The following is a 23,124-nucleotide window of genomic DNA, read 5'->3' as shown; positions in this document are numbered from 1 at the left end:
CGATTCGCTATTGTGTCGCAGATGTCGGTTGGAGCGGCGTCATCGAGCAGCGGGCGCTCGGCGGTTCAGTGGAAGTAGAGGCCCCCGTTGATGCTCAAGGTCTGGCCCGTGATGTGCCCGGCGCCCTCGCTGAACAGGAACTCGACCGTAGCGGAGACATCCTCCGGAACCGAGATGCGGCCCAGAGCGGTTGCCGCCCCCATCGCATCACGGCGCTCATCGTCCAAGGGGCCGCCCATGATGTCGGTGTCGACCGGGCCCGGGGACACCGAGTTCGCGGTCACGCCGTAGGGGCCGAGCTCCAGCGCGACTCCACGCATGAGCCCGACGATCCCGGCCTTGGCGGCAGCATAAGCCGTCTTGGAGAACGTTCCGCCGCCCTTCTGGGCCGTGACCGAGGACAGGCCGACGATGCGACCCAGACCGTTCTTCGCCATGATGCGGCCGAAGGCCTGGGTGACGAGGTGGGTGGAGGTGAGGTTGTTCGTCATCACCCGTGTCCATTCCTCGTCGGTGATCTCGAAATAGGTCACTGAGGAGGAGACGCCGGCGAAGTTCGCCAGCGCGACGACCTGCGGCAGATTCGATTCGAATGCGGCTGCCGCCTCGGCGATCTCCTCTGATTTGGTCACATCGGCGCCCTTGCCGAGCGCTGCGACGCCGTACGCCGTCGATATCTCCCCGGCGAGGTCACGTGCTTGATCCTCACGCCGCGCGATGAGACCGAGATTCCAACCCGATTGTGCGAGACGGTGGGCGGTGTGTCGGCCGATTCCGTTGGCGCTGCCGACACCGGTGAGAACTGCCGTGCGATCGTTGGGAAACGCCGCTCCCAGGGAGATCGCAGACTGCGGGTCAGGGGAAGTCGGTGTCATGGGGCCGTCGTTCCTTTCGTCGGTTGGACCTGGGCGAGGAGTCCGGCCAGGTAGCTTCTGTTCTCCGCGCAGACGCCGAGGCTGTCTCCGCCGTACTGTTCCATGAGGAAGGGGCCGTTGAAGCCGAGCTCCACGGCGCGGGTGACCATCGCACGGTAGTCGATGAGCCCGTTCTGCATGGTCGTCGGGTGGGACGTGAACCAGGAGCCGTCGCCGGCTTCGTCGCGCTGGTAGTTCTTCATATGCCAGTAGTTGGCATAGGGCAGTGTGAGTTCGTGCATCTCCCGCCAGTCACCGATGCGGCGGTGGAGCCGGATGAGGTTGCCGATGTCGGGGTTGAGCCCGACGTTGTCGAGGCCGATCTCCTCAATGAGGCGCACGGCGGATTCGGCGGCGCCCAGGTACGTGTCTTCGTACATCTCCAAAGACATCGGCAGGCCCACCTCGGCGGCGTGTCGGCCCAGCTCTCGTAACCGCTGCACCGCAAGCGAGCGGATCTCGGGGTCGTCAGGATCCTCCCATCCCTTCGCTGTCCAGAACCACAGGGCATCGCGTTGAGCCTGGGAGAAGGGCTGATGCAGACCGGTCGAGAACACCTGACATCCGAGTTCCGCTGCCGCATCGATGGTCCGATGCGCATACTCGAGATTGGCTTCGCCGTGGTCGGGGTCGATGACCGACGTGCGTTGCACATGGACAGCGGTGAGCTCGACGCCCGCCGAGGTGCTGAGTTCCTTGAGCAGACTGCGGCGTTCGGGCGAGAGATCGGCGGGGCGGATGTGGCTGTCGGCGATCTCGAGGGCAGTGAAATCCAGGTCGGTCAGCGTGGAGAAGATTCCGGCCCAGGCCTGTGGGTCGGCCTCATGGAGCGGCAGACCGCTGGGGTCGGTGGGGGCGAAGCCGTGCATGCAGCAGGCGATCGTGTGCTCGGTTGGGCTCATGGATCCTCGTGGGTGATTTGGCCGGGTGGTTGAGGGTCTTCGACGAGTGCGCGGTGGGCGACCATCCTGACGTGATGGCGCATGGCGGCTTCGGGCGCGGTGGGGTCGGGGGAGGCGAAGGCCTCGATGATGGCCCGGTGTTCGGCCAGTGCTTCGTTGACGTCGGTGATGCCGTGGGGCAGTGCCTGTCGCAGTCGATGGACCTGGGCACCCAGGTCGTTCGACATCTTCACGAGGTAGCGGTTGCCGCAGTGTTCGAGGATTCTGTCGTGGAAGTCCCGGTCGCGGGCGAAGTACTCCTGTGCGGTGCTCACCTGATTTCGGCGAGTCTCGTCGGGGTCCTCGGCGGTCTCATCGAGGTGTTCTGCGGTCTCCCGGACTTTCTCGCCGGCACTCGTATGCTCGGCGTGGGCCGCTTCGAGCGAGCGCAGCAGATCGTCATCGGCAGGTGTCGCCAGTCGTGTCGCTGCGGTCTCCACTGTCTCACGGGCGATGAAAAGCTCTTGAAGCTGTCCGCGATCCAGCGGTGGTGAGACGCGGTAGCCGCGCCGGGCCTCGCGAACGACGAGACCGGTGCGCTCGAGATCGACGAGTGCCTCCCTCACAGGCGTCGGTGAGACATTGAGTTGCCTGGCCAAACCGTCGATGGAGACTCTTTCGCCCGGGGAGATCTCTCCGGTGAGAAGGATTTCGAGGATGTGTTCGTAGACGAGATCGCGGAGTCCGCGACGTGTGATGTCTGCGCGGGGGATCGAAGGCTGTGCATTCATGATTTCAGCATAATGACGTCGGCGAGTTCATCGAGGATCCTCGGCACCGAATCGGGCTCATGGGCGAAGCGGCCGAGGAAGAGCCCATCGACTGCCGAACCGAGTGCGGTGAGGAGACCCGGTCCGGCGCTGCCGCCGTAGATGAGGCGGAAGTCGAGGCTGGGGAAGTGTGCGCGGGTGCGGGCACGCACCGCTTCGCAGACGGCGATGATGTGATCCGGTGCGGCGGGCTGGAGCGCACCGATCGCCCAGATCGGCTCATAGGCGATGACGACGGCTGCGCTGGTCGGCAGGTCACCGGCAGTGGGGGACAGTGCCGAGCGGATCTGGGCGACCACCTCGGCGTCGGCGGATTCCGGGGAGCCGGCGTTCGCCTCTCCGACACACAGGATCGGGATCAGTCCGTGCCGCAGTGCGGCGGCGGTCTTCGCGCGGACGATGTCGTCGGTTTCGTGGAAATGCTGACGGCGCTCGGCATGGCCCACTTCGACGTAGCGGCAGCCGATTTCGGCGAGAACCGAGCCGGAGACCTCACCGGTCCGAGCACCGTCATCGTCCGCTGCAAGATTCTGGGCTCCGACAAGCAGGTGACCGGCGACGTCGAGGCAGGCGGGGATCGAAGGGAACTGGGGCAGGACCGCGAGGCCCACCGTGCCCGAGGTGAGTGTCGGATGGCCGTGAGTGAGCGCGCTGACTTCGACTGCCCAGTCCACCGTCTGTCTGTGACCCATGTACATCTTCAGGCTGGTGCCGATGAGACGGTCCGGCAGCGGTGATGAGGACGATTTCGGCATGGGTCAGCGGGACTCGTAGGCGCTGATCTGGGCGACTTTGTCGTTCGAGGCGCTCCTCGGATCGAAGGTGTAGCCGATCCATTCGCGGGCCAGCCGACGCGCGAGTTCGATCCCGATGACTCTTTGGCCCATACAGAGGATCTGGGCGTCATTGGACAGGACAGAGCGTTCGACGCTGAAGGAGTCGTGTGCCGTGGCGGCTCGGATGCCTTTGACCTTGTTCGCTGCGATCGCGACTCCGAGTCCGGTGCCGCAGATGAGGATTGCCCGATCGGCGTCGCCGCGAGCGACGATTTCGGCCGCAGTGGTGGCAATGGAGGGGTAGAACGTATGGGATTCGGGGTCGACTCCGACGTCAGCGACCGAGCTGACCCGTTCGTCGTTGCTGAGGTCGGCTTTGAGGGCTTCCTTGTAGTCGAACCCTGCGTCGTCGGATCCGATGACTACTCGCAGTGTCATGATCGTGCTGCCTTTCGTGAGACGTCTGCCGGGCGGGTGGTCACGGCGTTCGGTGGAATCGTGTGAGGTGCGCTGGTCTCTCTGCGACGGCGTTCGAGGTGGTCTGCGACTTCGGTCGCGACCAGGGCGAGCGAGACCGCGCCGGGATCCGGGGTGCCTCTGCTCCGTTCGCCGTGTGTGCGGGCACGCCCGCGTCTGGCCGCCATGTCTGCAGTCGACTCTGCGGCGCGGGTCGCCACGCGTGCGGCCCGGGCGCTCGCCTGCGCGAACAAGGTGATGTCCCCCTGATCCGAGGACGGCGTGACAGCGCCCGGCGCCGGCGTTTCGGTGTTCCCAGTGTTGAGGGCGATACGGGCGAATTCCTCGGCCAGAGGGGCAAGCGCATCGACGAGTGTCTTCTCACCGACATCGACACCGCCGAAGGCGCGAACCGCGTCGAGGGTGTCGGTCAGCGCCGCTGAGACCGCTGCCGGTGTGGGGGTGAGATCTCCCGAGAACCCGTGCGCCAGAGCCGACAGCACTCGGCACCAGATCGCCCCGGAGGTGCCCCCGCCCACGTCGCCCCAGGCCTCTCCTGCTTCGCTGATCACCGCAGATGCACCGAGTCCTGCCTCGGCGGCCTCACCGGCTGCGAGCGCGGCCGCTTTCGATCCGCGCTGCATTCCGATGCCGTGGTCGCCGTCCCCGGCGATGCTGTCGAGACGTCCGAGTTCGACTGCAGCGGCATCGAGGGCCTCGGCAATCCGCGTGAGCACCACAGAGATCTCCCGCCCGAGGTGCTGAGACGTCGCCGAGGCAGGTGGCGGGTCAGGATGATCCGTTGTGGGCGACGCGTCGCGAGCAGTCCCGGGCTGCAGATGTGTCGAAGCAGTCTGTGTCGTGAATGCTGTGGGTCTATGACCGCTTGCGAACTCACCACGGGTGAACGCGGCGGATGAGCACGGCGCCGACCACAGGGGTTCGAGGTCTTCATCGAGCCAGAGCAGCGTCAGCGATAGGCCGGCCATGTCGAAGCTTGTGCAGAATTCGCCGACCTCAGGGTCGACGACTTCCAGTCCTGCTTCGGCCAGCCTGGGGTGGATCAGCCCATAGAGGAGATAGAGCTCCTCATATTTCACAGTTCCGAGCCCGTTGAGGATGGGAACGACTCTGTGCGAAGACGTGGGTGCTTCGGCCAGAAGGCGAGAGACGAGCAGCTCCGCCAACTGGACCGCGGAAGGCAGGGGCACTTCGTCGATGCCCGGTTCACCGTGGATGCCGAGTCCGATCGCCATCTGGCCGTCAGGCACGGTGAAAAGTGGCGCGTCGGCGCCCGGCAGAGTGCACCCCGAGAACGCGACTCCGATCGACCGGGTGCGTTGGTTGGCTCTGCGGGCCAGGGCTTCGACCTCGGGGAGATCGTGCCCGGATTCGGCTGCCGCACCGGCGATCTTGAAGATGACGAGGTCGCCGGCGATTCCTCGACGCTTCTCGAGTTCATCGACAGGAGCGCTGAAGATGTCGTCTGTGACCACGACTGTCGACACGTCGATGCCCTCGGATCGCAGCTGCGTCTGGGCCTGATCGAAATTGAGGACGTCCCCCGCGTAGTTGCCGTAGCTGAACAGGATTCCACGCCCCTGATCACAAGCACGCGCCACCGATGCGATCTGTTTCGTCGAGGGAGATGCGAAGACATTTCCCATTGCCGTTCCGTGCGCCAAACCAGGACCGACGAGTCCCGAGAAAGCAGGAAAGTGCCCGCTGCCGCCTCCGATGACGAGGGAGACGGTCGGCTCATCGGCCGCCGTCGATCGCACGACGCCGCCCGGGACACCTCGCACCCAGCGGGACGAAGCGAGCGCGAAACCGCGGGACATGTCGGCGACGAAGTCATTCGGGTCATTGAACAGTCTGGTCACGAGTTCCCCTTCGAACTGATTCCTATTTCATAGATCCTATAGGATTTAAGTGACGCAGGGAAGTGTCGGGCTCGTGATCGTGATTACGGGAGGGTGCTTCTCACCGTCCGGTAGCCTGTGTCGCCTTGGCCACGTGCGTCTTCATCAGCCGCACTGTAATCGCACGAGACATCTGGGGCCACTCGCAATGATTGGTGCCAGCCGGGCCGAAAAATGCACGGTGCACTAGGACTACCTTTGAGGAGACTCCGACAGCCAATGGGCCATACCCCCGGAAAAAGAGCATCCAATCATACCACTTGACTTCACAGATCTTGGCGTCCAAGATCTGTCCCCCGATTGCTCGAAGGAGTTTTCTGCTTCTCAGGAGACTGCGCAATCACAAGGGCGTGCGAATGCGACTTCTATCTCCTCCACAGACCGTGGCCGCCAGCCCGGCGGCCAGTATGTTCCTGGCTGCGTTGACATCGCGATCATTGAAAGCGCCGCAATCGCAGCTCCACTGTCTGACCGTCAAGGTCGTTGGTCCGCTCCGAGCGCCGCAAGATGAGCACAATTGACTGGACGGAAAGAAGCGATCGACAATGATCAGATTCCTGTCCTGCCATCCTGCCTTGTATTCCAAAAGTGAGCGAAGCTGCCCCCACGCAGCGTCAGAGATGCTGCGATTGATCCCGGTCTTGGCCTTGCCTCCATTCCTTTTGAGGTTCTCCACCGCCAGATCTTCGAGCACAATCGTTTGGTTTTCGCGAATGAGTCGAGTTGAGAGCTTGTGAAGATGATCGCGACGCCTGTCCGCGACTTTTGCGTGGGCGCGAGCCAATCTCTTGCGCGCTCTTTCGTGATTGGCGGAACCTTTGACCTTTCTGTTCAACGTGGAGTGCGCTTTGGCGATGCGCCGTCGATCGCGTTTGTAGAATTGTGGATTGGTGACCTTCTCCCCCGTAGAGAGCGTCGCGAGCGAATGTATGCCGAGATCAATCGCAACAGCGGTTGCCTTGGCGACTGGAGTCGGAGCCACTGACGTTTCGAAGAGAATCGACACGTGCCAGCGGCCAGCTCGATCGAGACCGACTGTCACGGTTGACGGCTCTGCTCCTTGTGGAAGTGGACGCGACCATACGATCTTCAAAGGCGATCGGGACTTTGCGAGCTTCAGCTGTTGCCCATTCCACGTGAAAGCAGAGTTGGTGAATTCGGCCCGTTGAGCTGATCGTCGTTTTGATTTGAAGCGGGGATGAGCGCTCTTCTTCGCTCGAAAGCGAGTGAACCCCACCTGGAGGTGCCGCAAAGACTGCTGCAGAGGCACAGACGACACCTGATTCAGGAAGTCGAGTTCCGGGTCCTTCTTCCAATCAGTCAATAGGGCGGACGACTCGGAGTAAGTCAGCGTTCGACGATTCGACTTCCAGGATTCGACTCGAGCCTCCAGAGCTCTGTTGTAAACGTACCTGACACAGCCAAAGGTTCGTCTCAACAGGTCTTCTTGATCGTCAGTCGGGTAGAACCGGTATCTGTATGTCTTCTTGACTGTTTTGGACATCAGAAGTCACTGAACTCTCCGTGGCCCCGGAACCTCGGCGCATTCTTATTGATAGTCGCATCCATTGGTCCGATCCCCACTCGGTATGGTCGGTATTGCCTCAACCATTGCATCCGGCACTGACATGACACTGCCAACTGCCGACAGACGGTACGCAATTCGCCCTGAGGTTATGTCCTCGGATCTGTCAGCGGACATCATTGGTGTAATCCGAATCCATGCCCAGTCACCCGCTGGCCAGCTCGCGGCGACGACTGGCTCTACACCCGATCATCGGCCTGCATTGCCGAATTCCGCTCACAAAGGAGATTCATATCTGAAATCTCATCCCTTTGGTAGGAAGCGCGGTCTCAGTATTGACCTTAACGTTGAGTGAAGATCGAGCGAGCATGCACTCAACCGGTGAGGCAACACGCGAAGTGCTCTATCGAAAGTCCGTCGCTCAGATTGTGATCCGCACTCAAGGAGGAAGTGAATGACAGGGAAAGCTCCGGAGCATACTGGCGAACGAATGAAACCTCAAAGAAGTGAGACGATTTCATTTTGGCAGGGTGTTTCGATCATCGTCGGTGCGAATATCGGTGCGGGCATCCTCAGCCTTCCCTATGGTGCGAAGAACGGAGGCTATCTTGCTTTGCTGGCGGCGTTGCTGGTGGCCGGGTTCCTGACAACAGCCTCGATGCTGTTCGTCGCCGAAGTCGCGCTTCGAACCAAAGAGCCGCTTCAACTGTCCGGTTTGGCCAGGAAGTACCTCGGACAGACCGGATCCTGGCTGATCTTTGCCGGAGTAGTCGTCAACGGCCTGGGCGCCCTCATCGCCTACACCACAGGCAGCGGAAGCATTCTCTCCGATATATTCGGAATTTCGCCGTCCGTGGGAAGCCTGATCTTCTTCGTCCCCGGACTCGTCGTCGTCTGGTTCGGTCTCAAAGCGACTGGCCGTTCCGAACAGGGCCTGTCCGTCGCGATGATCGTGTTGATTCTATTCCTGTGTGCATGGACGTTCGTCGGTCCGGGGGTCGACATCGGCAACCTGACGTACGTGCACCCCTTCTTCATCATTCCCATCGTGAACTTGGCTGTATTCTCGTTCATTGCTCAATACACGGTTCCCGAGCTGGCGAGAGGTTTGGCCGAGACCAACCCCCGTGGTCTTCCCCGTGCGGTGATCGTCGGAATGGGTCTCACCGGATTCTTACTGGCAATAGTGCCCCTGGCTGCTCTCGGCATGTTGGGACCTGACAGCATTACCGAGGTGGTCACTGTTGGATGGGGACAGGAGCTCGGACAGATCGCCTATGTGCTCTCGAACATCTTCGCACTCCTGGCCATGATGACTTCATTCTGGGCCATCGCCCTGACGCTGATGACGAATATATTCGATCGATTCAGATGGCCTTCTCATGGGGCGAGCGGGTACCGAATCGCTGCGCTCTCACTTGTCGGCGTCCCACCGTTCGTCATTGGAGTCTTTCAGCTCACAGGATTCGTCTCGGCGCTCGGTTACGCGGGAGGCTTCGCCGGTGCGATCATGTCTGTCGTTCCGGTGCTGATGCTCCACCGGGCGCGACGCTTCGGCGATCAGGAACCGGCGTGGACGGCTGGCTGGGTCGCCCATCCGCTGATACAGGCCCTGCTCATCATCGTGTTCGGGCTCGCATTCGTCTACTCGCTTCTCAGCGCAGTCGGTCTGATCCCGGATGGGTGGGCATAATGCTGAAAGTGCCGTCCACAAAGTCGCATTCCGTCTTCTCCAGTGAGATATCCGCCGTTGCGACTGCGGCGCAGGGGGAATCATTCGTTTTGGAGACGTGTGATTGCTATGCGGGTCAGATCCGCTCGGAAGCCGTCCTGCGTCCTGACATCGACATGTCTGAATTCAATCGAGCCACCGGGCCCGTCGAAGTCGCCGACGTCACGGCCGGTGATTGGCTCCTCGTGGACATTGAGCGTGTGTCCGTCGGTGATCACGGGGTGATGGCGGTGTCCCCGGGGCTCGGTCTCCTCGGCGATCGAGTCATCGAAGCCGACTCACGGATCGTGCCCGTCCGCGATGGCCGGGCCTGGGTGACGGATAGTCTGTCAGTCGAGATCGTTCCCATGGTCGGAGTCATCGGTGTGGCTCCGGGCGTCGGTGAGGTGGATACCGAGCTGCCGGGCACCCACGGAGGAAACCTCGACACCCGGTTCGTCACGACAGGCAACCGAATCCTTCTGCAGGCCCGGCACGAGGGAGGCCTTCTGTCTGCAGGTGACCTTCATGCGGCACAAGGAGACGGGGAGCTGGGCGGAACCGGAATCGAGATTGCAGGAGAGGTGCAGCTGAGTGTGAGGAAGGTGGAATACGACGGTACTCTGCCGGCAGTGGAGCACCCCAGCAGTCTGAGCCTTCTCAGCAGTGCGAAGAGCATCTCCGAAGCAGTACGGGCTGGATTCGACGAAGCGGTCGAGCTGATGGCCCGCTGGCACCGTCTGGACTGGGAAGAGGCGTACCGATTGACAAGCATCGTGTCTCACGCCGAGATCAGCCAAATGGTCAATCCGCTGCAGACCGCGCGAATCACCATTCCCCGCCAGTGGTGCGCTCTGGACTTCGACTGAAAAGGCAGAGATCTTTGTCAATCATCAATGTACTTATAGTGGAAGACCATCCGATCGTCAGTCTGGGCCTGGCCACCGTTGTCTCCGCACAGGAGGACATGTTCGTCGTCGGCCGAGCTGCGCAGACTCATGAAGTCTTCGACCTCTTGGACTCGGAATCAGCGCAACTTGTGATCCTGCCACTGCGATTCGAAGGGGAGAGTAAAGGGCTCGAGATCTGCCGTGAGATCAAGGCCATGGATGAGGCTCCGTGGGTCCTCATGTACACCTCGTTCATGTCCACCAGCGACGCGACCTTGGCGTTTCTGTCGGGTGCCGACAGTTTCCTGACGAAGAACAGGTCCGAAGCGAATCTGCTGGAAACGATCAGGGCGACTGTGCGGGGCAACAGGGTGTGGATGTCGGGGCTCGACGCCGTGAGTACGGCGAAAGATCTCGACGACCGTATCAACTCCTCTGTACTGACCAAACGTGAATCAGAGGTGATCGGTTTCGTCCTGCAACGATTCAGCAACGCCGAAATTGCAGGTGAGCTCTGCATCAGCGTCACCACCGTCAAGTCTCACGTGTCCAATTCGTTTCAGAAACTGGGGCTGAGGAATCGGCGCGAGCTCTTCTCCTCGGACGACACTCTCTGAGGACATCTGTTGCTTCACGGATGACGCCATCCGTCGGGCAGCTGTTCAGCCATCGCGGCAGGGCTCGGTAAGATCGATGCATGTCGCACCGACTGCTTTCGAGCACTCCCCCGAAATCCGATATCTCCCCATCGACCACAGCCGCGGAAGAACCCTCGGCGCACACGTCGCCTGTCCCCGCCCGACGCTCCCTCGTCGCCCTCTTCGCAGTCCTCCTCGTCGCGTGGGTCGGCGTCGCCGGGGTCGGCGGTCCCTATTTCGGCAAGATCTCCGAGGTGGCCACCAATGACCGGTCGTCCTTCCTGCCCGAATCGGCCGAATCGACGAAGGCGCAGTCGCTCATCGACGACTTCAGTGATGATGATGCGGTGCCCGCGATCGTCGTCCTCGAGAACCGGGACGGCGTCACCGAACAGGACGCCACGAAACTCGATGACCTGACGACAGCGCTCGACGACGAAGGACTGCTGGCAACCGAGGCTTCACCGGCCATCCCCGCCGAAGACGGCGAAGCACTCGAGCTCGTCCTTCCCGTCTCGTCCGAGACCACGGCTGACGACGTCGAAACCATCCGGTCCGTCATCGGCGAAGAGTTCTCCGCCTCCACAGGCGGTGCAGACAGTTCGGACGGCGACAGCGGAACGGCAGTCTCCGTCCACGTCACCGGCCCGGCGGGATTCTCCGCGGATCTCTCGGAGGCATTCGCCGGCATCGACGGCATCCTCCTGCTCGTCGCCCTCATCGCGGTCTTCGTCATCCTCGTCATCGTCTACCGCTCGCCGCTGCTGCCGGTGATCGTCCTCTTCACCTCGGTGGCGGCGCTGTCGGCTTCGATCTTCGTCATCTGGCACCTCGCCGATGCGGGAATCCTGCTCATCAACGGCCAGGTCCAAGGGATCCTATTCATCCTCGTCGTTGGAGCCACCACCGACTACTCCCTGCTCGTCGTCGCCCGCTTCCGCGATGCCCTTCTGACCGAAAGAGACAGAGTCAGAGCCGGGTTGGCAGCGCTCAAGGGCGTACTCGAGCCGATCGCGGCATCGGGCGGGACCGTCATCGCCGGCCTCCTCGTCCTCCTGCTGACCGACTTGGCCTCGACGACAGCGCTCGGTCCCGTGGCGGCGATCGGAATCCTCGTGGCGATGTGTGCCGCGCTCACGTTCCTGCCCGCGGCCCTGATCATCATCGGCCGGTCCGTCTTCTGGCCGTTCCTGCCGAAGGTCCGCTCGGCGGGAGCCGGCACGAAGAAGGGCCTGTGGTCGCGCATCGCCGAGGTGGTCGCCGCGCGTCCGCGCGTGATCTGGATCGGTCTCGTCGTCCTCCTCGCCCTGCCCCTGATCGCCTTCCCGCAGTTCAAGGCCTCAGGTGTGGCGCAGAGCGACTTCGTCCTCGGTGACTCCGAGGCCCGCGACGGCCAGGACGTCCTCGCCGAACATTTCCCCGGTGGGTCCGGATCGCCGACACAGATCGTCCTGGCCGAGGACCACCTCGAGGAAGCAGCGCAGGCCATCGGCAGCCTCGGCGGCGTCGAATCGATGACTGTCGTCGCAGACGACACCCCCAGCGGGACCGTCGCCATCGACGACGAGGGCACTCTCCAGGCACCACAGGGCCGCGGAGGAACGGATGCGGCCGGGGGAGCGCCGGCGTCCCCACCTGCACCTACCGAGGTCGACGGACAGGTTCTGCTCGAGGTCACCTTGTCCGATGCGGCCGACTCGCTCGCTGCCGAGGACACCGTCACCTCGATCCGCGACGCCGTCCATGACGTCGACGCTGAGGCCCTCGTGGGCGGGGAGACGGCGGTCGACCTCGACACGAACACCACCGCCGAGGCGGATCGGGCCCTGGCGATCCCGCTCATCCTCCTCGTCATCACCGTGATCCTCATCCTCCTGCTGAGGTCCCTCGTCGCTCCGCTGCTGCTGGTGGCGCTGACGGTGCTGTCCTTCGGCACGGCACTCGGCGTCTCGGCATTGGTCTTCAACCACATCATCGGCTTCTCCGGAGCCGATCCCTCGGTGCCGCTGTACGCGTTCGTGTTCCTCGTGGCGCTGGGCATCGACTACAACATCTTCCTTATGTCCCGGGTGCGTGAGGAGTCGCTGCGGTTCGGCACCCGCACGGGCGTGCTCAGCGGACTCGTAGCGACCGGCGGGGTCATCACCTCGGCGGGAATCGTGCTCGCGGCGACCTTCGCGGCCCTCGCGGTCATCCCGGTCATGTTCCTGTTCCAGCTGGCCTTCATCGTCACCTTCGGCGTCCTGCTCGACGCGATCCTCGTCCGCTCGCTCGTCGTCCCTGCTCTCGTCTACGACATCGGCCGCAGCGTCTGGTGTCCGTGGCGCAAGCGGATTCCCGTCGACGTGGGCCGCGGTGACTGACCTCCGATGCAGACCTCGACAGGAAGCCCGCGTCGATCACGACAAAGGGATGGGCAGGGCCGCCTCTGAAGTGCACAATGGAAGTGATGCCGATCGAGGAGGCTGGAACATGTCTGAAACAGTGCAGGATTCCACCGGTGCCAGAGTGAGAGTGGAACACGACGAACCGAACTCGGCCTTCGTGGTCAGAGACGACTCCGGAGAAGTCGCCGGACGGGCCCACTACCTCACCGGTCCCGGATCGGAGACCGAGCGGATCATGTACCACACGGAAGTCGGCGAGGAATTCTCGGGACGCGGCCTGGCGAAGATCCTCGTCTCCCATGCGCTCAAGGAGAGCAGCGACAGCATGAGGACGGTGGTGCCGGTCTGTCCGCTCTTCGCCGAACGCCTCAAAGAGCACGGCAACGACTTCCTCGCCATCGGGGGCCGATACCGCTGGGCCACCGAAGCGGATCTGGAGTTCGTGAAGCAGAACGTCTGAAGCGTCGCGGTCGGCGAATCCGAGACCGACGCACAGCCAGGTTCAGACCGGTTTGCGGTGAGTTCGGAACCGAAGTGTGACGGGCGTTGGGCCGGGGTGCAGAAACAGAATGATCACAATCGAACCGGTCGCTCAGAGGAGCTATGGCGACGGTGGTGTTTATCGTCTAGTGTGCAGAACGTAGCTGTTACTCAAGCAATTGTCATATTGCACTCAGGTTTCGAAGGAGAACACCATGAAGCGCACTCTTCGCCGATCACGGGTCGCCACCGCAGCGGCAGGACTCGCCGCCGTGACGTTGCTGGCCACTGGCTGCGGTGGTGGCGGTGGTGGCAGCGGTGAGGAAGGCGAAGCGAACGCTGACTTCATCACGATTGCGACAGGTGGATCGTCCGGGGTCTACTACCAGGTCGGAGCCACCATGTCCGAGGTGCTGGCCGACGAGCTCGGTGCTGACACCTCAGTCCAGTCGACGGGGGCCTCGGTCGAAAACCTCACCCTGATCCAGGACGGCGGGGCGGAATTGGCCTTCACCCAAGGTGACGCCGTCGACCAAGCGCTCGCCGGCGAAGGCGCATTCGAGGGCAAGAAGATCGACTCCTTGCCGGTTGTCGCCAACCTCTACAACCAGTACGTGCAGCTGGTGACCATCGAGGGATCAGGCATCGAAAGTATTGACGATCTCAAGGGCAAAGCGGTCTCCGTCGGCGACCAGAACTCGGGCGTCGAACTCAATGCGCGCACGGTCGTCGACGCCTACGGCCTCAGCTACGATGACTTCGACGCCGACTACCTGCCGTACGCCGAAGCCATCGACCAGATGCGCAACGGCCAGCTCGAGGCCGCCTTCGTCACGAGCGGACTGCCGAACTCGGCCGTGACCGACCTGGCCACCAGCGACGATGTCAAGGTGGTCCCCTTTACCGGAGACGGACGCGAGAAGCTGCTGTCGGAGCATTCGTACTTCGGAGAGGGAGAAGTGCCAGCCGGCACATACGGAGACAATGAGGCTGCGGACACGCTGACCATCCCGAACCTGCTCGTAGCCAGCCCGTCCCTGAGCGATGACGCCGTCTACGACATTACACAGACCCTGTTCGACAACCTCGATCAGATTCAGGCTTCGCACAATGCGGCCACGGACATCACCGTCGACACAGCCCAGGACGTGCCCGTCAGCGAGCTCGCGCCCGGGGCCGATAAGTATTTCGACGAACAGGGCTGACCCATCGGGAGCCTGACCCGGAGGGCGGCTCTGACCGTCGCGACGGCTGTGGGGTTGGGCATCATCGTTCCGATGTCCGTGTCGGGCCCCACGCCGAGGCGGCTGATCATCCGGGAGCAGCCGCCGGGACGACGGGTGTTCCGGTCTGTGCCCGTTGACGACGACAGCAAGGTGGCAATGACCTGGATGCATTCGGTCGACAAGACTCCCTGGTGGGAGTACTACGACATCGTCGGCGGTGAGTTCGTCCTTGACTGCACCGAGCTTGCCCTCATGGGGGCCGGGACACCGTTCAACGCACCGCGGACCGAGATCGACGGCGACATGGTCAGTTTGTGCGGACTCGATGAGCACTTCCCCGTCATTCGGTGGATCCATTCTCATCGAGTCCACCACAGGATCTACCTCGACGAAGAGCTGCTTTTGCGCACACATGCCATCGATCATCACGTACGCGCCGAAATGATTGTGATCGGAGACTGAGGACCATGACGAACGACCATCGTCCCGAAGAGGGCTGCGAGCAGACCTCAGGATCGTCTCCGGCGCCGAGCGGGGTGGAAGAGAAAGGCGCGCGGACCGCTATCCAGGTTTCCCAGACTGGGGCTGTATCGGCGGGCACCGTCGAGAAGTACGACCGCGAATCGCGCACCCGTGACATCTGGTCGACCAAGCTGGCACTGCCGCTGACGGTTTTCGCAGTCGGGCTCTCGGTCTACCAGATCTACTACGCTCTGTTCGGCGGACCGCCGACCCTCGTCCACCGTGGAATCCACGTAGGGGCGATCCTCGTGCTCTGCTTCGCCGTGCAGCGCTTCCGTCTCGGCGAAGTTCGGAAGACCCCGCCATGGTATGACTGGCTGTTCATCGTCGGATCGGTCGCCATCGCGGTCTATCTGGGCCTCGTGTTCGAGAAGCTGACCGTCAGCGGCGGCCGTTTCGAGACCATCGATGTCGTCTTCTCCTCGATCTGCCTGCTGCTCGTGCTCGAGGCTGCGCGACGAGTCACCGGACCGGTGCTGCCGATCCTCGCAGTGCTCTTCATCGTCTTTGACTACTATGGGCGATCGATGCCGGGGCTGTTCCGGCATCGCGGCTATGATCTCGACCGGATCGTCACCTTCATGTATGAGTCGACCGAGGGCATCTTCTCTACAGCGATCGGGGTGTCCTCGACCTACATCTTCCTCTTCATCCTGTTCGGAGCTATTCTGCAGAAGTCGGGGATGGGCCAGTTCTTCAATGACATCGCCATGGCCCTGGCCGGACAGGCTCGGGGAGGACCCGCGAAGGTTGCAGTCCTCGCCTCTGGCTTCCTCGGCTCGATCAACGGTTCGGCGATTGCCAACGTCGTCACCACCGGAGCCTTCACGATTCCGATGATGAAGCGGGTGGGCTATCAACGCAATTTCGCCGGGGCGGTGGAGTCCGCTGCCTCGGTGGGTGGTCAGATCATGCCGCCGATCATGGGCGCTGCCGCCTTCATCATGGCCGAGACTCTCGGCGTGCCCTACACCCAGATCGTACTCGTCGCCATCGTACCTGCGGTGCTCTACTATCTGGCAATCCTCATCCAGGTCCATCTGCGCGCGACAAGCCAGGGTCTGAGTGGAATCAGCCGTGAGAACCTGCCGGCTGTGATGGATGTGATGAAGGAGCGCGGACACCTGCTGGTGCCACTGCTCTTCCTGCTCTACATGCTCTTCTTTTCCGGTACCACGATCCTGTTCGCCGCTGTGACCACGATCTTCGTCACGATTGCCGCAGCGATGGTGCGAAAGAGCACCCGGATGTCGCCACTGGACATCATCCACGCTCTGCGCGACGGCGCGATCACGGCAGTCTCTGTGGCGGTGGCCTGCGCCTGCGTGGGCATCATCGTCGGTGTGGCCACCCAGACGGGCTTCGGCGTCAAGCTGGCTGGGGCCATTGTGACCATCGGCGGCGGTTATCTCCTGCCGACTCTGCTGCTGACAGCGGTCGCGTGCATCATCTTGGGAATGGGCCTGCCGAGCATTCCGGCCTACATCATCGTCTCCACGATGGCGGCTCCGGCACTCATCCAGCTCGAGGTCCCGGCTCTGGCCGCACACCTGTTCGTGTTCTACTTCGGACTCTTCGCCAACATCACCCCACCGGTCGCACTCGCGGCTTTCGCGGCGGCCGGACTGTCGGGCGGCAGTCCGATGCGAACCGGGTTCCTGGCCATGCGTCTGGCCCTGGGCGGATTGATCGTGCCGTTCGTCTTCGTGTATCAGCCGGAGCTTCTCATGCTCGACGGCACCGCGTGGGACACGGTTCGAGCGACTGTCATCCTGCTCATCGGGGTCACGCTCATCGCTGTCGCGGCTGAGGGCCATCTTTTCATTCCGCTGCCGGTCTGGCTGCGCATCACCATCGTCGTGGGCGCGATCGGGCTTGTCACCCCGAGTCATCTCTACGACCTCATCGGTGCCGTCGTGGCCGCAGCCGCCCTGGCCATTACAATGGCGATGGCCAAGAAGCAGGACAGACTCGCATGGCGAGAGATCTGAGCGGCCGCGGCTTCGACCTCACGTCGTCCGGCCCGATTCTGACGTCGTGCGGCAACGGATCGCACTGACGGCGGTACGGCAGTGAGAGGGAGAGTGGAATGAGCAACGTCGAAGCACATCCGGACCAGGTGGTCTGCCGGGCCGGTGGTCTGCCCGGACCGCAATGCGATGAGCAGGGCCGGGCGCCGGTCGAGGTCATCACCGCCAGGGACGTTCCCCTCGGCGGGCCCAGGGCGATGACCGTGCGCCGCACCCTGCCTCAGCGTCAGCGCTCGCTCATCGGCCCGTGGTGCTTCGTCGACCACTACGGTCCCGATGACGTCGCGAGCTCGGGCGGGATGGACGTCGCCCCTCACCCGCATACCGGTCTGCAGACCGTGAGCTGGCTCTTCGACGGTGCCATCGAACACATCGACTCGGGCGGGCACACCGGACTCGTGCTGCCCGGGGAGGTCAACCTCATGACCGCCGGTCAGGGCATCTGCCATTCCGAGGTCTCGACCGAGGGGACGTCGACCCTCCACGGCGTGCAGCTGTGGCTGGCCCTGCCCGAGCACACCCGTCACCAGGAAGCACGCGAATTCGAGCACTTCGCACCCGAGGTCACGAGCTTCGATGGAGGTGAGCTCCTCGTCTTCCTCGGCCAGCTGTGGGGGACGTCCTCACCCGTGAGCACCCACTCGCCCCTCCTCGGCGCAGAGATCCGCCTGGACCCCGGCGCGAGCATCGACCTGCCCGTCGACGAGACCTTCGAACACGGTGTCCTCGTCGACTCCGGCGACGTCGCCGTCGAGAACGTTGCGCTGCCGGTCGACGCCATCGGCTACACCGGGGTCGGGCTGACGGAGATGCGGATCAGCAACCGCGCAGACACCGCGGCCAGGATCGTCCTCCTCGGCGGGGAGCCCTTCCCCGAGCAGATCGTCATGTGGTGGAACTTCGTCGGCCGCACCCACGAGGAGATCCAGCAGTTCCGCGAGGAGTGGCAGGCAGAGGACGACCGCTTCGGTGCCGTCGACGGCTATGTCGGCAAGGGTGGGCCCGGTCAGAATGCCGATGGACTCGGTCGGCTCCCCGCGCCGGGGTTGCCCGACGTCGTCATCAAGGCGCGGAGGAATCCGCCGCCCCACGTCCAGGGCGGACCCGAGGACGTCTGAGCGCCCCTGGGCACTCTGCCGAGACCAACTGATGAGGGCAGCCGTCGGCTGCTGAACAGAGGAGAGAGCAATGAGCGAAGCACTCAAGGATTCCACCGGCGCGGACGTGCATGTGGAACTCGATGAACCGGGACGTGCCTACGTCATCACCGTCGACTCGGGCGAAGTGGCCGGTCGCGCGCACTTCCTTCCCGGACCGGACGCCGACACGGAGCGGATCTTCCACCACACGGTCGTCGACGAAGCCTTCGGTGGACGCGGCCTGTCGAAGGTCCTCGTCGCCCAGGCACTGGCCGACTCCCGCGAGAAGGGATTGACGGTGGTGCCGGTCTGCCCGCTGTTCGTCAAGAAGCTCAAGGACACCGGCGATGACTATCAGGCCGAAGGCGGTCGTTTCCGCACGGCGACCGGCGCCGACCTCGCCATCGTCAAGGCGAACGGCTGACATGAACGCGAACCGCCCGTATATGGACAAGTCCCACCCCGAGGTCTACAAAGCTATGGCCCAGACAGCGGCCGCCTCACGCAAGGCGGCGCGGGCAGCCGGCCTCGACGACGGCCTTATCGAACTGGTCAACATGAGGGTCTCCCAGATCAACGGCTGCCGGACCTGTCTGAGCGTTCACGCCCCGGCCGCACGAAAGGCCGGCATCGATCAGCTCAAACTCGATGTGCTGCCCAGCTGGCGCGAGGCGGAGATCTTCGACGAGCGCGAGAAATCCGCACTCCTGTTGGCCGAGACGCTGACCGTCCTCGACAAGATGGCCGATCGCGATGAGATCGCCGCCGAGGCGGGGCAGCACCTGAGCACCGAGCAGATCGCGGCCATCGAGTGGACCGTGACCCTGATCAACGCGTTCAACCGCATCTCGATCGCAAGCAACCACCCGGTCGCCGGCGCGAAGGACCAGTGATCGAATGGACCACATGACTCACGCCGATCTTCGTTCGGACACGGTCACCCGCCCCGGTCGGGGAATGCGCAGTGCCATGGCCGACGCCGAGGTGGGCGATGCGGTCTACGACGACTGTCCGACGACCAAGCGCCTCGAGGCGATGACCGCCGAACTCCTCGGCGCTGAAGCGGCGCTGCTCTTTCCCACCGGAACGCAGTCCAACCTCGCCGGGCTGATGGCCCACTGCGGACGCGGAGACGAATTCATCGTCGGCCAGGCCGCGCACGCCTACCGCAACGAGGGCGGCGGAGCGGCAGTGCTGGGCTCGATCCAGCCCCAACCCCTGCCGAACGACCCCGATGGCATCATCGACCTGAGCACGATCGCAGCCGCGATCAAACCCGATGACTTCCACAACCCGATCACGCGGCTGCTGGCCCTGGAGGACACGTTCAACGGGGGCTGTCTGGCCGATGAGTACCTTGTCGAAGCGACCGACCTGGCCCGCAACCATGGTCTGGCGACCCACCTGGACGGGGCGCGGATGATGAATGCGGCCGTCGCCACCGGTCGCGAACCGGCGTGGATCGCGCGACGGTTCGATTCGGTCTCACTGTGCCTGTCGAAAGGGCTCGGCGCACCCGTCGGCTCGCTCCTCGCCGGCCCCAGGGAGCTGATCGAACGTGCCAGGCGGATTCGCAAGATGCTCGGCGGCGGCATGCGCCAGACCGGAGTGATCGCCGCGGCAGGCATCTACGCGCTGGAGAACAACGTCAGCCGACTGCGCGAAGACCATGACCGGGCGACTCGATTGGCCGAGATCTTCCATGAGTTCCCCGAACTCGGGGCAGGGCAGGCCCGCACCAACATGGTGTTCATGTCGCCGTCGGGAATCGCCATGGATGACTTCACCGCATTCCTCGTCGATCGCGGCATCATCGTCGGCGGCAGCTACGGAACCCTGCGCTGGGTCACACACCTCGACGTCGACGATGAGGCGATCGAGTCCGTCGGACGGGCGTGCAAGGAGTACTTCGACCGGTAGGCCCGGCGCACTGCCCACCTGTGGCCACTGATCTGCTGGAGGCGGACCATCTGAAAATTGCTTCTCTGCTCAGGTGATGAGACTCCTGTCTTGGCATGTGGAGGTGTCGGGCACACTGGTGGACGGACGACACCACTGCCGACGTCGACGAACACCTGTGAAGGAGCCACACCCCACTCATGTCCGCCGAAACGACATCGCAGACCAACCCCGGCTCCACCTCGGCGCCGTCATCTCTGACCGGACGGCTGCGACTGATCGGCCCCGGCGTCGTGCTCGCCCTGGCCAGCGTCGGCGCCTCGGACATGATCACGACGATGAACTCCGGGGCCGAGTACGGTCTCGCTCTGATCTGGGTCTTCACCGTCGGCATCATCCTCAAATTCGTCCTCTCCGAAGCAGTCTCCCGCCTGCAGATGAGCGGCGACCGATCGCTCCTGTCACATCTCACGAGCTTCGGCGGACGCACCTTCCCCGCCGTGTTCCTCATCGCCGAACTGCTTGTCGGTCTCTTCTTCGGCGCCGGAGTCGTAGCCGTGGCGACGAACATTCTGCAGACCATCTTCCCGGTCCTGCCGTTCTGGCCGACCGCGATCGTCGTCCTGATCTCGGCCGTCGTCCTCGTCGGCATCGGACGCTACGGTCTGGTGGAAAAGGCCATGATGGGCTTCGGGGTCCTCATGTTCTTCGGCATCATCGCCCTCGCCATCTCCGTGTTCCAGGGCCAGGGAGCCCAGGAGGTGGCCGTCGAGACCATGGCGCCGACGTTCCCCAACGGGTCGATCATCACTGTCATGTCGCTGATCGGCGGTGTCGGCGGAGCGACGGGAATCCTCGCCTACTCCTATTGGATCCGCGAGAAGTCCTGGCGCAGTGCCGAGTGGAAACCGGTCGTCCGCCTCGACCTGTTCGTCAGCTATGGACTCGTGTTCGTCTTCGCCGTGGCCATGAGCGCGGTGGGCGCCTTCATCCTCTATGGCCAGGGTTTCACCATCTCCGACAACGGCTCACTGTTCGCCATCGCCGACAGTCTGGTGGGCCGCATCGGCGACGTGGGTCGGATGGTCTTCCTCATCAGCTTCCTCGCCGTCGTCTACACCAGTGTGCTCGGCGGATTCTCCGGCATCGCCTATGTCACCGCCGACTGCGTCCGGGTGCTGCGCCGATACTCTCGTCAGGACGAGGAGAGGTTCGAGATGTCGGCCAAGTCGGTCGAATTCCGCGGCGCGCTGGTCTACCTCGGCATTGCGACCCTGGCCATCATGAGTCTGGGCCAACCGGTCACCCTGGTCCTCATCTACGCTGCGATCAGCGCGTTCATCCTGCCGGTGCTCGCCGCTGCGCTGCTGGTCATCCTCAACCGGTCGTCGGTGCCCGAGTCGCTGCGGAACAAGGGAGTGTCGAATGTGCTGCTGAGCGTCTGCTTCCTGCTCTTCGGATTTCTCGCGGTGCTCCAGGTCAAGGAATCGGTGATGGGGCTGATGGGGTGAGATCAGGGGCCGAGGAGTGCAAGAGGCACAACCGCGATGCCGTCGGGTCGACGGTAGGCAGCGGCTCCGGTCGTGATGACGACAAGGTCGGCGATCTGATCGGGTATCTGCTCACGCAGCCAGTGCAGATGCCTGATATCTGAATCGGAGACATCGGCCGCCAGTTTGACCTCGATGCCGAGGATTCCGCCGTCGGCGCCCTCAACGATCAGATCGACTTCTCTCTCGCCTCTAAACAGACGGAGATGTCGGACTGCAGCTTCTGCGGCTTGAGCCATTACGCGGATGCCTAACGTTGCAAGTGACTCGAACAAGGGCCCAGCGAGGTGAGCTCCTTTGGGTGATAGGAGAGACTCGGCAGTTTGGCTGAGAAGGTTCGCAGCAAGCGCTGGATCGGCCAACTGGTGTTTGGGCGCCTGCTGCAAACGGCGATTCAGATTGTTCGTCGGTGCCCATCCAGGCACAGGGTCGAGCAGCCACAGTTGGCTGAGATGGTCTCTGTAGGTAATGGTGGTCGTTTTCGCTGGCTGAGCTCCGTCGCCACCTGTAGTCGTGTCGAGCAGTCGCGAATACGATGTTGTTGTCGATGACGCTGCGGCATAAGCGGCCAGCCACCGTCTGAGTGTTTCTGGACGCCTGACGGTGTAGCCAAGGTCCGGTAGGTCTCTGTCGACGATTCTCTGAACATAGGCTGTCAACATGCGGCGTTGAACTCGTGGAGCAGTTTTCATGATGCCTGGAAAGCCGCTGGAGACGATGGCGTCGGCATAATCGGTAAGCAGAAACGTCGATGTTCCGTTGACTGGCTTGCGCTGGCCTGACAGGAGATGTGCCAGCGAGACCGTCGGCGTGACGAGACCGCGTTCGTGCACGCCCATCGGTCGCATCCGCAGGGACAGAATGCGTCCGGCGCCACTGTGGGTCCCCGATGCATTGATCGGTGATGCGGAGCCTGTGAGAAGAAAGCGACCGTTTGGCGCACCTGTGTCCACCGAACGTCGAACTGAGTCCCAGACCTGTGGCAGTTGCTGCCATTCGTCGAGGAGAACGGTGCCTTCAGGGATTGACTTAAGCGAGAAGTCGGATCGAAGAACATCTCGCTGAGCTGGGTCGTCCAAGTACCAAGCGATGTCAGCCCGTCGCAATGCCGTATCGGTCTTGCCTACGCCTTTGGGCCCATCAATCGCTATGGCTGCTGCTTCATCTGAAAGTTCATCGAGCTCGAGATCAATGGTGCGGGAAAGGTATTCCATGGAACATGTCCTTTGGGAGTGTTTGCCGCGACCTTATGGACGCTCCACGTGGTCCATTGATTCTCTACGCTACCATTTTGTGAGCGTTTACACTACTAATTTGCGCTTCCAAACGATACGTTTTTGCATGTCCA

General features: G+C 62.9%; 21 protein-coding genes. 13 read left to right on the top strand and 8 right to left on the bottom strand.

All coding sequences use genetic code 11. The features are described 5' to 3' along the window. Positions 1–65 precede the first annotated feature (65 nt). The 7 genes from BKA07_RS01785 to BKA07_RS01755 all read right to left on the bottom strand — a co-directional run bounded on the left by BKA07_RS01785 (position 66) and on the right by BKA07_RS01755 (position 7,283). On the bottom strand, positions 66–875 hold the full coding sequence (locus BKA07_RS01785; RefSeq protein ID WP_167949384.1) for an SDR family NAD(P)-dependent oxidoreductase: 810 nt from the start codon (positions 873–875) through the stop codon (positions 66–68). Then, positions 872–1,816: a sugar phosphate isomerase/epimerase family protein gene (locus BKA07_RS01780; RefSeq protein ID WP_167949383.1), complete on the bottom strand. Its 945-nt coding sequence runs from the start codon at positions 1,814–1,816 to the stop codon at positions 872–874. Before BKA07_RS01780 ends, BKA07_RS01785 begins: the two co-directional genes overlap by 4 nt. Beyond that, positions 1,813–2,586, bottom strand: coding sequence for a GntR family transcriptional regulator (locus BKA07_RS01775; RefSeq protein WP_167949382.1), 774 nt, complete (start codon positions 2,584–2,586; stop codon positions 1,813–1,815). The genes BKA07_RS01780 and BKA07_RS01775 overlap by 4 nt, the downstream gene beginning before the upstream one ends. After that, positions 2,583–3,380 (bottom strand): triose-phosphate isomerase family protein, encoded by a 798-nt coding sequence (locus BKA07_RS01770; RefSeq protein ID WP_167949381.1) that lies wholly within the window; start codon positions 3,378–3,380, stop codon positions 2,583–2,585. The genes BKA07_RS01775 and BKA07_RS01770 overlap by 4 nt, the downstream gene beginning before the upstream one ends. 3 nt (positions 3,381–3,383) lie before the next feature. Next, entirely contained in the window at positions 3,384–3,839 is a 456-nt protein-coding gene (locus tag BKA07_RS01765) for a ribose-5-phosphate isomerase (protein WP_167949380.1), read from the bottom strand. Then, positions 3,836–5,740: a dihydroxyacetone kinase family protein gene (locus tag BKA07_RS01760; protein WP_167949379.1), complete on the bottom strand. Its 1,905-nt coding sequence runs from the start codon at positions 5,738–5,740 to the stop codon at positions 3,836–3,838. The genes BKA07_RS01765 and BKA07_RS01760 overlap by 4 nt, the downstream gene beginning before the upstream one ends. Before the next feature lie 379 nt (positions 5,741–6,119). Continuing rightward, on the bottom strand, positions 6,120–7,283 hold the full coding sequence (locus BKA07_RS01755) for an RNA-guided endonuclease InsQ/TnpB family protein (protein WP_167949378.1): 1,164 nt from the start codon (positions 7,281–7,283) through the stop codon (positions 6,120–6,122). Positions 7,284–7,794: 511 nt separating this feature from the next. Between BKA07_RS01755 and BKA07_RS01750 the strand changes: the two genes are divergently transcribed. The 13 genes from BKA07_RS01750 to BKA07_RS01690 all read left to right on the top strand — a co-directional run bounded on the left by BKA07_RS01750 (position 7,795) and on the right by BKA07_RS01690 (position 21,737). Next, on the top strand, positions 7,795–8,997 hold the full coding sequence (locus BKA07_RS01750; protein ID WP_209043832.1) for an aromatic amino acid transport family protein: 1,203 nt from the start codon (positions 7,795–7,797) through the stop codon (positions 8,995–8,997). Next, positions 8,997–9,884, top strand: coding sequence for an acetamidase/formamidase family protein (locus BKA07_RS01745; RefSeq protein ID WP_245161798.1), 888 nt, complete (start codon positions 8,997–8,999; stop codon positions 9,882–9,884). Before BKA07_RS01750 ends, BKA07_RS01745 begins: the two co-directional genes overlap by 1 nt. Before the next feature lie 38 nt (positions 9,885–9,922). Further along, the gene (locus BKA07_RS01740; protein WP_167949375.1) at positions 9,923–10,522 is read left to right on the top strand and encodes a LuxR C-terminal-related transcriptional regulator; all 600 of its coding nucleotides are present in this window, start codon (positions 9,923–9,925) and stop codon (positions 10,520–10,522) included. An 80-nt stretch (positions 10,523–10,602) separates the two neighbouring features. Next, positions 10,603–12,906 (top strand): MMPL family transporter, encoded by a 2,304-nt coding sequence (locus BKA07_RS01735; protein WP_167949374.1) that lies wholly within the window; start codon positions 10,603–10,605, stop codon positions 12,904–12,906. Between the two features lie 109 nt (positions 12,907–13,015). Continuing rightward, positions 13,016–13,390: a GNAT family N-acetyltransferase gene (locus BKA07_RS01730; RefSeq protein ID WP_167949373.1), complete on the top strand. Its 375-nt coding sequence runs from the start codon at positions 13,016–13,018 to the stop codon at positions 13,388–13,390. A gap of 235 nt (positions 13,391–13,625) precedes the next feature. Continuing rightward, positions 13,626–14,615, top strand: a complete 990-nt coding sequence (locus BKA07_RS01725) for a TAXI family TRAP transporter solute-binding subunit (protein ID WP_167949372.1) — start codon at positions 13,626–13,628, stop codon at positions 14,613–14,615. A 177-nt stretch (positions 14,616–14,792) separates the two neighbouring features. After that, entirely contained in the window at positions 14,793–15,098 is a 306-nt protein-coding gene (locus BKA07_RS01720; protein ID WP_167949371.1) for a DUF1850 domain-containing protein, read from the top strand. A gap of 5 nt (positions 15,099–15,103) precedes the next feature. Continuing rightward, positions 15,104–17,149 carry a TRAP transporter permease gene (locus BKA07_RS01715; protein ID WP_167949370.1) on the top strand — a complete coding sequence of 682 codons (2,046 nt, stop codon included), beginning with the start codon at positions 15,104–15,106 and terminating at the stop codon, positions 17,147–17,149. Between the two features lie 98 nt (positions 17,150–17,247). After that, the gene (locus BKA07_RS01710; protein WP_167949369.1) at positions 17,248–18,306 is read left to right on the top strand and encodes a pirin family protein; all 1,059 of its coding nucleotides are present in this window, start codon (positions 17,248–17,250) and stop codon (positions 18,304–18,306) included. Between the two features lie 70 nt (positions 18,307–18,376). Next, the gene (locus BKA07_RS01705; RefSeq protein WP_167949368.1) at positions 18,377–18,751 is read left to right on the top strand and encodes a GNAT family N-acetyltransferase; all 375 of its coding nucleotides are present in this window, start codon (positions 18,377–18,379) and stop codon (positions 18,749–18,751) included. A gap of 1 nt (position 18,752) precedes the next feature. Then, positions 18,753–19,220: a carboxymuconolactone decarboxylase family protein gene (locus tag BKA07_RS01700; RefSeq protein ID WP_167949367.1), complete on the top strand. Its 468-nt coding sequence runs from the start codon at positions 18,753–18,755 to the stop codon at positions 19,218–19,220. A gap of 4 nt (positions 19,221–19,224) precedes the next feature. Further along, a complete protein-coding gene (gene ltaE, locus BKA07_RS01695) occupies positions 19,225–20,247 on the top strand; it encodes a low-specificity L-threonine aldolase (RefSeq protein ID WP_245161796.1) in 1,023 nt (340 codons plus the stop codon). Between the two features lie 179 nt (positions 20,248–20,426). Next, on the top strand, positions 20,427–21,737 hold the full coding sequence (locus tag BKA07_RS01690; RefSeq protein WP_167949366.1) for an Nramp family divalent metal transporter: 1,311 nt from the start codon (positions 20,427–20,429) through the stop codon (positions 21,735–21,737). 2 nt (positions 21,738–21,739) lie between these two features. Here BKA07_RS01690 and BKA07_RS01685 read toward each other — a convergent pair whose 3' ends face one another. Continuing rightward, positions 21,740–22,990: an ATP-binding protein gene (locus BKA07_RS01685; RefSeq protein ID WP_167949365.1), complete on the bottom strand. Its 1,251-nt coding sequence runs from the start codon at positions 22,988–22,990 to the stop codon at positions 21,740–21,742. Between the last annotated feature and the right edge of the window lie 134 nt (positions 22,991–23,124).

The organism is Brevibacterium marinum, assembly GCF_011927955.1.
GTDB classification, from domain to species: domain Bacteria; phylum Actinomycetota; class Actinomycetes; order Actinomycetales; family Brevibacteriaceae; genus Brevibacterium; species Brevibacterium marinum.
Note: the sequence above shows the minus strand (reverse complement) of the source record. Positions and strands in the feature narration are given on the sequence as shown.

Excerpts from the sequence above, each read along its gene's own strand:
- BKA07_RS01735 (WP_167949374.1), top strand. The coding sequence starts at position 10,603 with ATGTCGCACCGACTGCTTTCGAGCACTCCCCCGAAATCCGATATCTCC.
- BKA07_RS01755 (WP_167949378.1), bottom strand. The coding sequence starts at position 7,283 with ATGTCCAAAACAGTCAAGAAGACATACAGATACCGGTTCTACCCGACT.
- BKA07_RS01690 (WP_167949366.1), top strand. The coding sequence starts at position 20,427 with ATGTCCGCCGAAACGACATCGCAGACCAACCCCGGCTCCACCTCGGCG.
- BKA07_RS01775 (WP_167949382.1), bottom strand. The coding sequence starts at position 2,586 with ATGAATGCACAGCCTTCGATCCCCCGCGCAGACATCACACGTCGCGGA.
- ltaE (WP_245161796.1), top strand. The coding sequence starts at position 19,225 with ATGGACCACATGACTCACGCCGATCTTCGTTCGGACACGGTCACCCGC.
- BKA07_RS01685 (WP_167949365.1), bottom strand. The coding sequence starts at position 22,990 with ATGGAATACCTTTCCCGCACCATTGATCTCGAGCTCGATGAACTTTCA.
- BKA07_RS01780 (WP_167949383.1), bottom strand. The coding sequence starts at position 1,816 with ATGAGCCCAACCGAGCACACGATCGCCTGCTGCATGCACGGCTTCGCC.
- BKA07_RS01725 (WP_167949372.1), top strand. The coding sequence starts at position 13,626 with ATGAAGCGCACTCTTCGCCGATCACGGGTCGCCACCGCAGCGGCAGGA.
- BKA07_RS01785 (WP_167949384.1), bottom strand. The coding sequence starts at position 875 with ATGACACCGACTTCCCCTGACCCGCAGTCTGCGATCTCCCTGGGAGCG.
- BKA07_RS01715 (WP_167949370.1), top strand. The coding sequence starts at position 15,104 with ATGACGAACGACCATCGTCCCGAAGAGGGCTGCGAGCAGACCTCAGGA.
- BKA07_RS01765 (WP_167949380.1), bottom strand. The coding sequence starts at position 3,839 with ATGACACTGCGAGTAGTCATCGGATCCGACGACGCAGGGTTCGACTAC.
- BKA07_RS01720 (WP_167949371.1), top strand. The coding sequence starts at position 14,793 with ATGACCTGGATGCATTCGGTCGACAAGACTCCCTGGTGGGAGTACTAC.
- BKA07_RS01705 (WP_167949368.1), top strand. The coding sequence starts at position 18,377 with ATGAGCGAAGCACTCAAGGATTCCACCGGCGCGGACGTGCATGTGGAA.
- BKA07_RS01770 (WP_167949381.1), bottom strand. The coding sequence starts at position 3,380 with ATGCCGAAATCGTCCTCATCACCGCTGCCGGACCGTCTCATCGGCACC.
- BKA07_RS01700 (WP_167949367.1), top strand. The coding sequence starts at position 18,753 with ATGAACGCGAACCGCCCGTATATGGACAAGTCCCACCCCGAGGTCTAC.
- BKA07_RS01745 (WP_245161798.1), top strand. The coding sequence starts at position 8,997 with ATGCTGAAAGTGCCGTCCACAAAGTCGCATTCCGTCTTCTCCAGTGAG.
- BKA07_RS01710 (WP_167949369.1), top strand. The coding sequence starts at position 17,248 with ATGAGCAACGTCGAAGCACATCCGGACCAGGTGGTCTGCCGGGCCGGT.
- BKA07_RS01730 (WP_167949373.1), top strand. The coding sequence starts at position 13,016 with ATGTCTGAAACAGTGCAGGATTCCACCGGTGCCAGAGTGAGAGTGGAA.
- BKA07_RS01750 (WP_209043832.1), top strand. The coding sequence starts at position 7,795 with ATGAAACCTCAAAGAAGTGAGACGATTTCATTTTGGCAGGGTGTTTCG.